This window comes from Lysinibacillus sp. CTST325, from assembly GCF_054665055.1.
In genome coordinates this window covers 151,683-165,846 of record NZ_BAAFHO010000009.1, presented here as the reverse complement: position 1 = coordinate 165,846, position 14,164 = coordinate 151,683, and the positions used below count along the sequence as shown (strand labels likewise).

The 14,164-nt window shown below is 37.2% G+C and carries 16 protein-coding genes; 14 read left to right on the top strand and 2 right to left on the bottom strand.

Translation table 11 applies throughout. The features are described from left to right. Positions 1 to 6 precede the first annotated feature (6 nt). The 3 genes from ACYQ73_RS19135 (at position 7) to ACYQ73_RS19125 (ending at position 2,410) form a co-directional block, all read left to right on the top strand. A complete protein-coding gene (locus ACYQ73_RS19135) occupies positions 7 to 768 on the top strand; it encodes a ParA family protein (RefSeq protein ID WP_049662596.1) in 762 nt (253 codons plus the stop codon). Further along, on the top strand, positions 761 to 1,615 hold the full coding sequence (locus ACYQ73_RS19130) for a ParB/RepB/Spo0J family partition protein (protein ID WP_460013913.1): 855 nt from the start codon (positions 761 to 763) through the stop codon (positions 1,613 to 1,615). Before ACYQ73_RS19135 ends, ACYQ73_RS19130 begins: the two co-directional genes overlap by 8 nt. Positions 1,616 to 1,693: 78 nt before the next feature. Further along, on the top strand, positions 1,694 to 2,410 hold the full coding sequence (locus tag ACYQ73_RS19125) for a DUF554 domain-containing protein (protein ID WP_460013912.1): 717 nt from the start codon (positions 1,694 to 1,696) through the stop codon (positions 2,408 to 2,410). On the opposite strand, the gene yyaC is transcribed toward ACYQ73_RS19125, so the two are convergent. Beyond that, positions 2,327 to 2,959 (bottom strand): spore protease YyaC, encoded by a 633-nt coding sequence (gene yyaC / locus ACYQ73_RS19120; RefSeq protein WP_460013911.1) that lies wholly within the window; start codon positions 2,957 to 2,959, stop codon positions 2,327 to 2,329. The genes ACYQ73_RS19125 and yyaC overlap by 84 nt on opposite strands. Positions 2,960 to 3,053: 94 nt before the next feature. Between yyaC and ACYQ73_RS19115 the strand changes: the two genes are divergently transcribed. From ACYQ73_RS19115 to ACYQ73_RS19100, 4 genes are all read left to right on the top strand, one after another. Beyond that, a complete protein-coding gene (locus ACYQ73_RS19115) occupies positions 3,054 to 3,938 on the top strand; it encodes a mechanosensitive ion channel family protein (protein WP_460013910.1) in 885 nt (294 codons plus the stop codon). Between the two features lies 1 nt (position 3,939). Next, positions 3,940 to 4,140: a DUF951 domain-containing protein gene (locus ACYQ73_RS19110; protein WP_460013933.1), complete on the top strand. Its 201-nt coding sequence runs from the start codon at positions 3,940 to 3,942 to the stop codon at positions 4,138 to 4,140. A 290-nt stretch (positions 4,141 to 4,430) separates the two neighbouring features. Further along, positions 4,431 to 5,531 (top strand): redox-regulated ATPase YchF, encoded by a 1,101-nt coding sequence (gene ychF / locus ACYQ73_RS19105; protein ID WP_460013909.1) that lies wholly within the window; start codon positions 4,431 to 4,433, stop codon positions 5,529 to 5,531. Positions 5,532 to 5,611: 80 nt separating this feature from the next. Then, positions 5,612 to 6,652, top strand: coding sequence for an acyl-CoA dehydrogenase family protein (locus tag ACYQ73_RS19100; protein ID WP_460013908.1), 1,041 nt, complete (start codon positions 5,612 to 5,614; stop codon positions 6,650 to 6,652). 64 nt (positions 6,653 to 6,716) lie between these two features. Here ACYQ73_RS19100 and ACYQ73_RS19095 read toward each other — a convergent pair whose 3' ends face one another. Continuing rightward, entirely contained in the window at positions 6,717 to 7,280 is a 564-nt protein-coding gene (locus ACYQ73_RS19095; RefSeq protein ID WP_460013907.1) for a DUF3267 domain-containing protein, read from the bottom strand. 173 nt (positions 7,281 to 7,453) lie between these two features. On the opposite strand from ACYQ73_RS19095, the gene rpsF reads away from it, so the two are divergent. The 7 genes from rpsF (at position 7,454) to dnaB (ending at position 13,951) form a co-directional block, all read left to right on the top strand. Beyond that, positions 7,454 to 7,741: a 30S ribosomal protein S6 gene (gene rpsF / locus ACYQ73_RS19090; protein ID WP_053482932.1), complete on the top strand. Its 288-nt coding sequence runs from the start codon at positions 7,454 to 7,456 to the stop codon at positions 7,739 to 7,741. A gap of 38 nt (positions 7,742 to 7,779) precedes the next feature. Further along, positions 7,780 to 8,349 (top strand): single-stranded DNA-binding protein, encoded by a 570-nt coding sequence (ssb, locus tag ACYQ73_RS19085; RefSeq protein WP_460013906.1) that lies wholly within the window; start codon positions 7,780 to 7,782, stop codon positions 8,347 to 8,349. A 38-nt stretch (positions 8,350 to 8,387) separates the two neighbouring features. After that, positions 8,388 to 8,624: a 30S ribosomal protein S18 gene (rpsR, locus tag ACYQ73_RS19080; protein WP_012296211.1), complete on the top strand. Its 237-nt coding sequence runs from the start codon at positions 8,388 to 8,390 to the stop codon at positions 8,622 to 8,624. 581 nt (positions 8,625 to 9,205) lie between these two features. Beyond that, the gene (locus ACYQ73_RS19075; protein WP_460013905.1) at positions 9,206 to 10,147 is read left to right on the top strand and encodes a YybS family protein; all 942 of its coding nucleotides are present in this window, start codon (positions 9,206 to 9,208) and stop codon (positions 10,145 to 10,147) included. A gap of 12 nt (positions 10,148 to 10,159) precedes the next feature. After that, on the top strand, positions 10,160 to 12,133 hold the full coding sequence (locus ACYQ73_RS19070; protein WP_460013904.1) for a DHH family phosphoesterase: 1,974 nt from the start codon (positions 10,160 to 10,162) through the stop codon (positions 12,131 to 12,133). Then, positions 12,130 to 12,576 carry a 50S ribosomal protein L9 gene (gene rplI / locus ACYQ73_RS19065; RefSeq protein WP_460013903.1) on the top strand — a complete coding sequence of 149 codons (447 nt, stop codon included), beginning with the start codon at positions 12,130 to 12,132 and terminating at the stop codon, positions 12,574 to 12,576. Before ACYQ73_RS19070 ends, rplI begins: the two co-directional genes overlap by 4 nt. Positions 12,577 to 12,589: 13 nt before the next feature. Then, positions 12,590 to 13,951, top strand: coding sequence for a replicative DNA helicase (gene dnaB, locus ACYQ73_RS19060; protein ID WP_053482927.1), 1,362 nt, complete (start codon positions 12,590 to 12,592; stop codon positions 13,949 to 13,951). Positions 13,952 to 14,164: the final 213 nt, after the last annotated feature.

Here is a 14,164-nt window from a genome sequence, read left to right as displayed (position 1 = left end):
TTTTAAATGGGTAGAATTATAGCAATCGCTAATCAAAAGGGTGGCGTAGGAAAAACAACGACATCGGTCAATTTGAGCGCTTGTCTAGCATACTTAGGGAAGAAAGTACTCTTAATCGATACTGATCCACAAGGAAATACAACAAGTGGACTTGGTGTCAATAAAGGAGAACTTCAAGGCTGCATTTATGATGTCTTAATTGATGATGAAAACGTTGAAAATGTCATTCAACAAACAAATGTCGAAAACTTAGCAATCGTTCCTGCAACCATTTCACTGGCAGGAGCAGAAATTGAATTAGTTTCGACCATTTCCAGAGAAGTACGTTTAAAGCACGCACTTCAAGATGTAAAAGAAGACTATGATTATATTATTATCGATTGCCCGCCTTCGTTAGGGCTACTAACAATTAATGCTTTAACTGCTTCGGATGCGCTAATTATTCCTGTTCAATGTGAATATTACGCATTAGAGGGGTTAAGTCAGTTGTTATCAACTGTCCGTTTAGTGCAAAAACATTTAAATCAGCAATTATACATTGACGGTGTATTGTTAACGATGCTTGATGCACGAACAAACCTAGGCTTACAAGTTATTGATGAAGTGAAAAAGTATTTCCAAGATAAAGTGTACAAAACAATTATTCCTCGTAATGTGCGATTAAGTGAGGCTCCAAGTCATGGGCAGCCAATTATCATTTATGATGCAAAATCAAGAGGTGCAGAAGTGTATTTAGAGATGGCGAGGGAAGTGATTAAAAATGGCTAAAGGTTTAGGAAGAGGCATAGGTGCATTATTTCCTGGTGAGTCTATAGAACAAAGTGGGCAAGTGGAAGAAATACAATTAGAGCTTATCGTCGCAAACCCATTCCAGCCTCGTAAAATTTTTGATGAAGAAACTTTACAAGAATTAGCTGACTCTATACAGGAACATGGTATTTTACAGCCAATTGCTGTACGTAAAAAAGGACGTAAATATGAAATCGTTGCTGGAGAACGCCGTTATAGAGCGACTCAATTAGCAGGTTTAGAGGTTATTCCAGCTATTATAAAAGAGTTATCAGATGCGCAAATGATGGAACTAGCTATTTTAGAAAATCTACAGCGTGAAGATTTGACAGTTATTGAAGAGGCTGAGGCATATCAAAGTTTAATGGAAAGCTTACATTTAACACAGGAGGAGCTATCCAAAAGATTAGGGAAAAGTAGACCGCATATTGCCAATCATGTTCGTTTACTTGCATTACCAGAGGATGTTCGTGAATTTATGAATGATGGAACACTATCGATGGGGCAAGGACGAGCGTTACTTGGATTGAAAAATAAAAGAAGAATATCAGAAGTGGCAAATAAGGTCATTAAACAAGGTTTAAACGTACGGCAAGTTGAAATGTTAGTACACAATTTGAATGAGGAAGTTTCACGTGAAACAACTCAATCAAAGAAAAAAGATATATTCGTAGCAGCTAAGGAATCACAGTTGCGTGATTATTTTGGAACAAATGTACAAATTAGGAAAGCTAATAATAAAGGGAAAATTGAAATTGAATTTTACTCTGAAGATGATTTAGAACGTATTCTAGAAATATTAAATTTACAGGAAGAGGAAGAATAAGAGAAATATCGATAACGTGATCAGAGCGCCGAACTACAAGGCGCTCTCTATTTTTCTAGAGAGAAGGAAGGTTGGGACGTGGTATTACTAGGGGCATTAATTAACGCTCTGCTTATTATGGCAGGTGCATTAGTAGGACGTATCTTTAAAAATATTCCTGAATCGATGAAATCTACTGTATTATCGATTATTGGTTTAGCAGTTGCACTTTTAGGGATTAAAATGGGCTTTGAAAGTGATAATTTTATTATTTTAATGATTAGTTTAGTGGTAGGTACAGTAATTGGTGAGTGGTTAGATTTAGATAAGCAAATGAATAGACTTGGGAAATGGGTAGAATCTTTATTTAGTAAAAATCGCACTGATAATAATCAAATTGGCATAGCAGAAGGTTTTGTAACGGCATCTTTAATATTTGTAGTTGGCTCTATGGGCGTCATTGGTGCACTCGATAGTGGTCTGCGTAACGATCATAATATACTTATTACGAAAGGATTAATCGATGGATTTATTTCGATAATCTTAACATCTACATTAGGTATTGGAGTGCTATTATCTGCAGTACCTGTATTCATCTATCAAGGATTAATTGCACTTTTTGCAGGTGTTATCAGCTCTTTTATACCAGATGCTGCACTACAAATGTTTATTCAAGAAATGACTGCTGTAGGTGGTGTTATGATTTTTGCCATTGGTTTAAATATAGCAGGCTTAACTAAGATCAAGGCTGCTAACTTGTTGCCAGGTCTCATCATTGTCGGTATTGTGGTTGCTATCTTCTATATTTTTCAGTGAGTAACGATGTGCGGCGAGTAACAGAGCTCTTGAAAGTTTTTCCGCCATAGCATAAGAAATATGAAGTCTTGTATTTTGTAAAACAAGCATTTCCATAAAGCCTCCAACATTGACTATTCCTTTAATGGAAATATCGCCGATAGGAGGTAATTCTTTTTTTACAGCTTTTCCCGGAAAAATAGGTCCATTCTGTACAGAAATATGTCCAACGTTTTGTTCACTTCCAAGACATGCATCAATCGCAATAATGAATGGTTTTATAGTATGATTGTGTAGCTGTTGCATAGTAGTGTCTAAATTAAGAGCATGCAAAGGATTGTCTAAAGAGCCTACAATTTCATATGGAAAACTAACAGACTTTTTTAAGAAGCTACCTGTTAATGGCCCAAGTGTATCACCTGTACAACGGTCACTTCCAATACAACAGAAAATAAGGCGTTCATGATGAAAGGGTATATGTTCTAAAAATAATGTACTCAACTGCCAAACGATATTTTTACTTTCATGATGAAGAGAATAAGGGAGTAACAATTTTGGTATAGTATTCATAAAAAAAACTCACTTTCCTTTTTATTTGTAAGAAGTGCTCGATTTTTATGCAGTATACGCAAATTTTTAGTAAGTTATTCAAGAGGTGGTAATAATGGATTGGTTTAGTGAAAGGGTAATAAAAAATGGTTGGGACAAGCTGATGTCAGAGGATCTTTGGATAAATATAACAAAAGTTTCGGTTAAGATTACTATTATCTTGATTGCATCGTGGCTAGCTGTACGATTAGGAAAAAAGTTTATTAAAAAAGTGTTTTTAATGCGTATGCGTTCACCTTTAGACCATTCAGAACGTCGACAAACAACAATTTCAAGATTATTACAAAGTGTCATTTCCTATGTTGTTTATTTTTCAGCAATCGTTGCTATTCTCTCTATCTTGGAGATTAAGATAGCGGGGTTATTGGCTGGAGCAGGGATTGTCGGTTTAGCCATTGGTTTTGGTGCGCAAAGTTTAGTGAAGGATGTCATTACTGGATTCTTTATTATTTTTGAAGATCAATTTGGTGTTGGTGATTATATAAAAATAAATTCAGCTGAAGGAACTGTTGTAGAAATCGGTTTACGTACAACAAAGATTAATGGTTCTACAGGGGAGCAGTTTATTATTCCGAATGGTTCGATTGGTGATGTTGTCAATTACTCTGTCAACAACTCTAAAATTTATATAGATTTACAAATGACGACCGATGCCAATTTTGAAAAAGCTGAGTCTATTATTAAAAAGTATTTAGATACTTTACCTGAAATTCATAAGGAACTTGTAGCAGTACCTGTCTTTTTAGGTGTACAAAATGTTAAGGGTACAGAGGTAACGATTCGTATAGCCGCAGAAACATTACCACAACAACAATACGGGGTGGCTCGTACTATTCGTCGCGATGTTACAAAACTCTTTGAAGAAAATAATATACCAATGGCTCATCCGAAAATGATGTTCTATGGTATAAATGGAAATGAAGAGGGGAGAAATGAGTAATATGGAAGCGAAGAAATTTGGTTTAAACGATATTGTTGAAATGAAAAAGCAGCATCCGTGCGGCACAAATATGTGGAAAATTATTCGGATGGGTGCGGATGTACGCATTAAATGTGAAGGCTGTCAGCATAGTGTCATGATTCCGCGCCGCGAATTTGAGAAAAAAATGAAAAAGGTTTTAATTTCGGCTAGTGAGGACTAGTTTGTATCTTCAATCAGTAGGTGTTCTGACTCCCACTGATTGAAGATAAAGCCTCCGGACGCATTGTTTATCTGTAGCGATAGCGGCAAATGTTTTCTGCGCGAAAGCGAAGCGACAGCGGCAATTACGACAGGCGAAATAGATGTGTATTAGACTTTTTAGAAGTGAATCAATATAATAGATAAGGTTATACAGTGATTAATCAGTGAGGGCTTCTGTAGCCTCACAGTATCCGTTAGTACGGGAGATAAAGCAGATTTGAACAGATCATAGAAAGGTTGTGTCCATACATGGCATTAACAGCTGGAATCGTTGGTTTACCTAACGTTGGAAAATCAACATTATTTAACGCAATTACAAAAGCGGGCGCATTGGCTGCAAACTACCCATTCGCAACAATTGATCCAAACGTCGGTATTGTTGAAGTACCAGATGCACGTTTAGATAAATTAACAGAATTAGTAATACCTAAAAAAACAGTACCAACAGCATTTGAGTTCACAGATATTGCTGGAATCGTAAAAGGCGCTTCAAAAGGAGAAGGGTTAGGGAACAAATTCCTTGCTCATATTCGTGAAGTAGATGCGATTTGTCAGGTAGTACGTTGTTTTGTTGATGAAAACATTACGCACGTATCAGGTGCAGTTGATCCGATTGACGATATTGAGGTTATTAATTTAGAGCTTGCACTTGCCGATTTAGAATCTGTTGATAAGAGATTACAACGTGTCGGCAAAATGGCAAAGCAAAAAGACAAAGAAGCAATGATTGAAGAACCAATTCTTCTAAAAGTTAAAGAACAATTGGAAAACGGTCGACCAGCGCGTGCTGCAGAGCTTTCAGAGGACGAGCTAAAGGTTATTAAAGGACTTCATCTTTTAACAATTAAACCTATGCTTTATGTGGCAAACGTTTCAGAAGATGAAGTAGCTGACGCAGATAATAATGAATATGTGCAAAAGGTACGTGAGTATGCAGCTGCTGAAGGTGCTCAAGTTATCACAATTTGTGCAAAAATCGAGGAAGAAATTTCTGAGCTTGATGATGAAGAAAAAGCAATGTTCTTAGAAGAGCTAGGTATTAAAGAGTCTGGTTTAGACCAATTAATCCGTACTTCATATGATTTACTAGGACTAGCAACTTATTTCACTGCCGGTGTACAAGAGGTACGTGCATGGACGTTCCGTAAAGGCATGAAAGCACCACAATGTGCTGGAATTATTCATACAGACTTTGAACGTGGATTTATTCGTGCAGAAACAGTTGCTTTCGATGATTTAGTAGAGGCTGGTTCTCAAGCAGCTGCTAAGGAAGCTGGTAAAGTACGTCTTGAAGGTAAAGAATATGTAGTGCAAGACGGCGATATTATGTTATTCCGTTTCAATGTGTAGAATACAAGCAGGGGCAATCTTTCAATGGATTGCCTTTTTTGTTTATGTAGTTATCTGAATTTTCAATCCGGAGGTTAGGTATGAACATATTACAAATAAAAGAACGTGGTTTAGAAATTGAACACCTAGGTAGATTACCAGAAGATGTGTTAGAGCTTATTTATGAGCATCAATTGTTTAAGCTATTCACAGCAAAGGAATTAGGTGGTAAGGATCTAGATTTACTAGAGGGCATTAAACTATTTCAGCAGATGTCTGTACTTGATGGCAACTTTGGCTGGCTTATCACAATAGGTACAGGGGGTAACGCGTTTATCCCAGCATTAAATAAAGAAGTTTGCGAAAAAATATTTTTACCAAGAAATGCAGTCATCGCAGGTAGTGGCTATCCTACAGGTACAGCAGTAAAAATAGAAGGTGGCTATAACGTAACAGGTCAATGGAAGTATTGTAGTGGAGCAGATTATGCTACAACTTTTACGATGAATTGCTTTATCGAGAATGAAGGTATTAGAACAGATGAAATCATTAGTTGCTCAGTAAATCGTGATCAAGTAGAGGTTCTTAATGATTGGCGAGCAATGGGCTTAAAAGCGACAGCTAGTCATACGATTCGTGTGCAAAACGTTTGGGTGCCACAAGAGGAAACGTTCCAATTGGGCACAATTAAAAACAAGTATGGAAGTGCGGTACATAGTTTTCCTTTTGGCGCATTTGCAGAAGCTTCTTTTTTAAGTGTGTGCCTTGGGATAACAGAAAATTTCTTAGAAGAGACAGCTATTGTAGTGAAGCATAGAAACCATGATCCAAGCCGTACTGAACGAATGGGCGCAATACAATTTTTATTGATACAGCAACAGAAGATCTTTAGACAGCTTGAAGAGCAATTTTATTCAATGTTGAATGAATACTGGCAAAAACATAAAGAAGGTCATGAGTTGGCTGATGAAGAACTACAACAATTTTCACGAATGAGTAAAGACATTGCAGCAACTTGTGTAGATATTGCCAATAGCTTAATACGTAGACTTGGTATGGATGCAATTACGGAGACATCTTCGATTAATCGTATTTGGAGAAATTTATATACAGCTGCACAGCATGGTTTTTTAACGCAATAGGCGTAAAAAATAGAATCTGCTTGTAGCCAAGCAGATTCTATTTGTAAAGTAACTTTCATCAATGTTATTTCTCTTCCTCAGGTAAATATACATAAAGCTTAGGTAAATGAGGATCATCCTCTATTAATGCATTTTTTGGATATTTGCGCAGTTCTTTATACATGGAAAAATCACCTACTGCCCCAGCTATTAAAAAAGCTCCCACTAATACTAAAACAGTACTGTTAAAATAAAAACCAGCAATTGTCGGGAGGACGCCGGTTGTCCAGAATGGAAGTAATAAAGCTTTTTTCATTGCATGGTTTGGTAGCGCTTGTTCAGTTGTTGCGTACGCTACGCCAAGCTCTAAATTTAAGCCGTATTTTAATGATTTAAAGGGCACGCCACCGAAGACCATAAAACCAATTAAATGAAAGGCTTCATGTAAGATAATGAAAACAATATATAGAATGACGAAAAGGATGGATCCTATAATCATATTCCAAAATGTTATGGAAAAAGGATCTTTAGTGTAAATATATTGAATCACCATAAATATTAGTACGAGACAACTAGTGAAAACGATATTTTCCAACATTAGTTTCTTTATATTGAGTTCAATGATAATAGGTTCTTTATCTGGTAGCATGAAGATTCTCCTTTCATTCATGAATTAAGTTCATTATATAGAAAGAATTGTTTGGTTGCGACTTGAAAGACCTGTATCTATATGTTACAATTCATTGATGTGAGTAATAATTATTACTTGCTCCTTGCTCCCTGTGTACAGGAGAGCCTAAGTCCATAAGGAGGTGTAAACAGATGAGAAAATACGAATTAATGTACATCGTACGTCCGAACATTGAAGACGAAGCGAAGAAAGCTTTAGTTGAACGTTTCAACGAAATCTTAACTTCTAACGGTGCAGAAGTCATCGAATCAAAAGAGTGGGGCAAACGCCGCTTAGCTTATGAAATTCAAGACTTCCGCGAAGGTTTCTACCAAATCGTGAAAGTAAACGCTACTTCAGAAGCAATTAACGAATACACACGTCTTGCTAACATTAGCGAAGATATCATTCGTCACATTGCGGTTCGCCAAGAAGCATAATCATTTAACAAAATGCTGAAAAGGAGGTTGCATTTCTGATGATAAACCGTGTCGTATTAGTTGGAAGACTAACAAAAGATCCTGAGCTACGTTATACGCCTAATGGTGTTGCGTCTACAAGATTTACAGTTGCTGTAAATCGAACATTCTCAAACCAACAAGGTGATCGCGAAGCTGATTTCATTAGCTGTGTTGCATGGCGCAAACAGGCTGAAAACTTAGCAAACTTCATGAGAAAAGGAAGTTTGATTGGAGTGGAAGGTCGCATTCAAACAGGCAGCTATGAAGGACAAGATGGTAAACGAGTATACACAACAGATGTAGTGGCAGATAGCGTACAGTTTTTAGAGCCTCGTAATACTAGCGGTTCTCCTGCTCCTCAATATGGTGGGCAGAATACTTACGGTAATAATCAACCGTCATATGGCGGTGGACAACCACAGCAACAGTTTGGTGGTGCTATGCCAGGGCAGGGTTCATTTGGCGGCGATGCTTATCAGCAAAATCAACCACCTATGAATCAGCCGAATTATACACGTGTAGATGAGGATCCATTTGCTAATAGCAAAGGACCGATAGAAGTATCTGAGGATGACTTACCATTCTAATACTTCTAAAATAAAAAATGATAAGGAGGAGACATACTATGGCACCACGTCGCGGAGGCCGCAAACGCCGTAAAGTTTGCTACTTCACTGCTAATAACATTACGCATATCGACTATAAAGATGTAGATTTACTTAAAAAATTCATCTCTGAGCGCGGTAAAATCTTACCACGTCGCGTAACTGGCACTAGCGCTAAGTACCAACGTAAATTAACTTCAGCTATCAAAGTTTCTCGTATTATGGGATTACTTCCATTCGTAGCAGAAGACAAATAAGATATAAATAAAGGCACAACGAGGTTTAATTAGCTTTAATTAACTTTAGTTGTGCTTTTTTTATTTATAAAACTGGAGTTACTGATCTTGAAATCTCCAATACTATAGAGATGACCTTATTTTACCTCAGTAATTACTCTATATATTACCATTTGCCATTAGTATAAGAATTTATTACACTTTTAAGAGACATAAATAACGAAAAAATGAATGTTAGAGATTGAGAAACAAATTACTATCGTATTTCTAAAACGTATGAATGAGAAAAACAATCGACTAAGTAACATTTTTTAAAACAAAACGGCTTATAATCATTTCGATTAAAAGCCTTTTTTCATGCAGTAGTAACGATCGTATGCATCATGAATAATTTCAATATATAAGAATATAAATAATGAATGAATTTGTTATGCATTTTCGGTAAAAAATCTCCTATATAGCTATGTATTTCACGCTTTAGTCATCGGTTCTACAAAATTAATGGCAAAGCATTCAGTTGTTCTTAGCGTTTTTTGTTCAATAACCTGAAAAGATGGTACAATAAAGGTCAGTAAGTTTAGCTGAAAAAAGGAAGGTTTTCAATGCCGAATAATCAAACGAAGGCGCTTGTACAAGGTGCTGCAATGGTGGCAATTTTCACCTTGATGATGATACTATCTGCGTATATTCCATTTGCTCTCATGTTAGTATTTTTATTTGCACCGCTACCGTTTTCTTGGTATAGCGCAAAATATAAGCGTTCCACATCAATATTTATAGCAATTGTCGGATGTATCCTAACGTTTTTAACCAGTGGATTAATCATGCTTCCATTCGCGTTTATTTCCGCGATTGTCGGAATAATTATAGGCGATGCAATACGCCGACAAAAAAGTAAATTATATTTATTTATGTCATCAGGACTTGCCATATTGTTATCAACTGCAGTTGTATTTTTAGCATATGTGCGTTTAGCAGGCATTAATATGATTGAGATTGGTATAGAAGAAGCAAGAAAAAATTATGAACAAACTACAGCACTATCTCAAAATATTCCTGGACAATCAGCTGTGACTCCTGAGCAGATAGAAGCAGTAACAAAGATGATGGAATCTACTGTTCCATCAACAGTAACTTTGGGCGCATTTTTAGTTGCATTTGTATTAGTGACATTGAATTTATCTGTATTAAAGAGATTAGGTTTGAATGTACCAAAATTTGCACCGTTCCAAAATATGCGTCTACCACGATCCATTTTATGGTACTACATGATTATTTTATGCATTAATTTATTTGTGCGTCCAGAATCTGGATCTACGTTAGATATTATTATTTTAAATTTTTCTTATATTTTATGGGTGTTATTAATCCTGCAGGGGATTTCCTTTATACATTTCCTTATTTCTAAAAAGGGAATGCCAAATGTTGTGAAATGGGTAGCTACTTTGTTAGCCTTACCGCTAGCATCCTTTATGATATTGCTAGGCATCGTAGATTTAGGTTTCGACGTACGTTCACTTGTGAAAGGGAAAACTAAAGAATAAGGGGCTGATGTAATGGGGACTTTTAGAAAACGACCAATCCGCTATCCGCTTTTTGTTCTTTCCATTTTTGGCATTGTGACGTTCATGCTTCTATGTATTTGGAATATCGGGATAGGTATCGGTTATGGAGTAGGTTTTGTTCTATTAATGGCCTATACGTGGAAAGTAGAAAAGGTTACCTTTGAAGAAACAGAAAGGCATATTGAATCCATCTCTTTCCGCATGAAAAAAGTTGGGGAAGAGGCATTGCTTGAAATGCCAATCGGGATTTTACTTGTCAATGATCAATATGAAATAGAATGGTCGAATCCATATATGCAAGGCGTTTTAAATATGGAGAATTTAGTAGGTGAAGGAATCGTTAATATATCTGACGACATTTACGTGCTAATGAAGAGCGAAGAGACAAACGAAGATACGATTACGCTCCGTGATCGTAAATATCGAGTTTATTATAAAAAAGAAGAGAATTTACTATATTTCTTTGATATCACTGAGCAGATAGCTATTGAAAAACAATACTATGCAGATCGTACAGTTATTGCGATATTATTTGTTGATAACTATGACGAAATTACGCAAGCAATGGATGACCAACCACGTAGTTTAACGAATACGATGGTGACATCAATTGTTAATGATTGGGCGGCTGAACAAGGGATATTTGTCAAACGAATATCATCCGATCGTTTTTTAGCTGTATTGAATGAATCCATTTTAATGGAGCTTGAGAAGAAAAAATTTGCCATTTTAGATACGATTCGAGAAAAAACAGCGCAAAAAAATATGTCATTAACATTAAGTATTGGGGTTGGCGCAGGATCATCTTCATTAGTAGAGCTTGGTGAACTAGCACAATCAAGTTTAGATCTTGTTTTAGGCCGTGGTGGTGATCAGGTTGCTATCAAGCAACCTACAGGAAAACTAAAATTTTATGGCGGGAAAACGAACCCTGTTGAGAAACGTACACGCGTTAGAGCACGTGTTATTTCACATGCACTACGTGATTTAATTCAGGATAGTGACCAAGTATTTGTTATGGGACATAAAAACCCTGATATGGACTCTATTGGTGCCTCTGTTGGTGTACGGAAAATGGCACAGATGAATGATGTGAAGGGCTATGTTATCGTAAATTTTGAAGAATTAAACGGAAGTGTAACACGTTTAATGAATGAAATAGAGAGTAAATCGGATTTCTATGAAAATTTCCTAACGCCAGAGGAAGCTGCAGCAAGAATGACAGAAAAATCTTTACTCGTTATAGTCGATACGCATAAACCGGATTTAGTCATCGAATCACAGCTATTGAAGCTGGCTGAAAAAGTTGTGGTGATTGATCACCATCGTCGCAGCGAGGATTTTATAGAAAATCCAACGCTTGTTTATATGGAGCCATATGCATCGTCCACAGCTGAGCTTATAACAGAGTTACTCGAGTACCAACCAAAACGTGCGAAGATTAATATGCTAGAGGCTACGGCATTGCTAGCGGGAATTATTGTTGATACGAAGAGTTTTACACTGCGTACAGGAGCCCGTACGTTTGAAGCGGCTTCTTATTTAAGGACAAATGGTGCAGATACAGTGTTAGTACAACGATTATTAAAAGAGGATGTAGATACGTATATTGAGCGTTCTAAAATAGTGCAAACTGTTAAGTTCGTGAAGCCGGGTATTGCTATTGCTGTAGGTGAGGAAGCGAAAGTGTATGATTCTGTACTAATTGCGCAAACAGCAGACATTTTACTAACAATGAAGGATGTTGGTGCTTCCTTTGTCATTGCACATCGTTCAGATGGCAAAATTGGCATAAGTGCAAGATCACTTGGCGAAGTAAACGTGCAACTTGTTATGGAAAAGCTAGGCGGCGGCGGGCATTTAACGAATGCAGCTTGCCAAGTCGAAGCAAATTCCATTGCTGGAGTAAGAAAATATTTAGAAGAGGCCATAAATGAGGTACTCGAAGGGAGTTCTGAATCATGAAAGTAGTATTTTTAAAAGACGTTAAAGGAAAAGGGAAAAAAGGGGAAGTTAAAAATGTAGCAGACGGCTATGCACAAAACTTCTTAATTAAAAATGGCTATGCTGCTGAAGCAAATGCACAAGCATTAAGTCAATTAGAAGGTCAAAAGAATTTAGAAGCTAAAAATGCTGCTGCAGAATTAGCTGAAGCGAAAGCATTGAAAGAAAAATTAGAAGCTTTAACAGTAGAATTAAAAGCAAAATCAGGTGAAGGTGGTCGCCTATTTGGCTCAGTGTCTACAAAGCAAATTGCCGATGTACTTCAAAAAACGCATGGCATAAAAATTGATAAACGTAAAATGACTTTAAGTGATGGAATTCGTGCGCTAGGCTTTACAAATGTACCTGTAAAACTACATCATGAAGTATCTGCAACATTAAAAGTTCATGTAACGGAAGAGTAAGGGGCGACGAACTATGAACGAACCGATGATGGACCGCGTCCCGCCGCATAACCGGGAAGCGGAGCAATCGGTTATCGGTGCAATTTTCCTCGATCCACAATCGTTAATCACTGCATCTGAAATTTTACTAGCAGATGATTTTTATCATAATGCACATAAGACAATTTTCGAAACGATGCTACGTTTAAGTGATCAGGGAAAAGCGATAGATGTTGTAACAGTTACTGAAGAATTATCAGCTAAAAAAGAAATTGAGGATGTTGGCGGGCTATCGTATTTATTAGAGCTCGCCAATGCTGTGCCTACGGCTGCTAACGTCGCACACTATGCGAAAATTGTCGAAGAAAAGGCTCTATTACGTCGTTTAATTCGTGTAGCTACTAAAATAGTAGAAGATGGCTATACTCGTGAGGATGAGGTAGAGGCATTACTTGGTGAAGCAGAGAAGAAAATGATGGAGGTAGCCAATCGTAAAAATGCGGGTGACTTTAAGCATGTTAAAGACGTATTGGTGGAAACCTTTGATAACATCGAAAAGCTTCAATCTCAAAAAGGTGATGTTACAGGTATCCCGACAGGCTTCCGTGATTTAGACAATATAACAGCTGGCTTCCAGCGCAACGATTTAATTATTGTAGCGGCGCGTCCTTCTGTAGGGAAAACGGCCTTTGCGTTGAATGTTGCGCAAAGTGTTGCCGTTCAAGCACGTGAAAATGTCGCGATCTTCTCTCTAGAGATGGGTGCTGAACAGTTAGTTATGCGTATGCTTTGTGCGGAGGGAAATATAGATGCACAAGTTTTACGTACAGGTGCTTTAACAACGGAAGATTGGGGTAAACTAACTATGGCAATGGGGAGTTTATCGAATTCTGGAATTTTTATTGATGATACACCAGGTGTACGTATCAATGAGATTCGAGCAAAATGTCGACGTTTAGCACAAGAGCATGGCCTCGGTATGATTTTAATCGATTATTTACAGCTTATTCAAGGTAGTGGTAAGCCAGGGGAGAACCGTCAGCAAGAGGTATCTGAGATTTCGCGTTCTTTAAAAGGTTTAGCGCGTGAATTAAAGGTTCCAGTCATTGCATTATCACAGCTATCTCGTGGCGTTGAGCAACGTCAAGATAAGCGACCTATGATGAGTGACTTACGTGAATCGGGAAGTATTGAGCAAGATGCTGATATTGTTGCCTTCTTATATCGTGATGATTATTACGATAAAGAGTCCGAGAGTAAAAATATGATTGAAATTATTATTGCTAAACAGCGTAACGGTCCAACAGGTACAGTTACACTTGCTTTTAAAAAAGAATTCAATAAATTCATTAATGTGGATTGGTCGCAAATGCCGCCACCACCTCCGCGTGATTAACTATTTATTTGGCTCATCACCAATAGTTGGAGATGACATTTGTTAAAACGTATGCCATGTATATCAGTTGATTAGAGTGGAACCTGGGCGACCCCAGGAAAGCGCCCAGGCGGAACGGAAATCAACCCATGTTATGGTAATGAGATGAATGCAAATGTAGTTCTTTTAATGTTTGGTCAAACACAGATTAAAAAAGAGGAACTTAACGTTGGA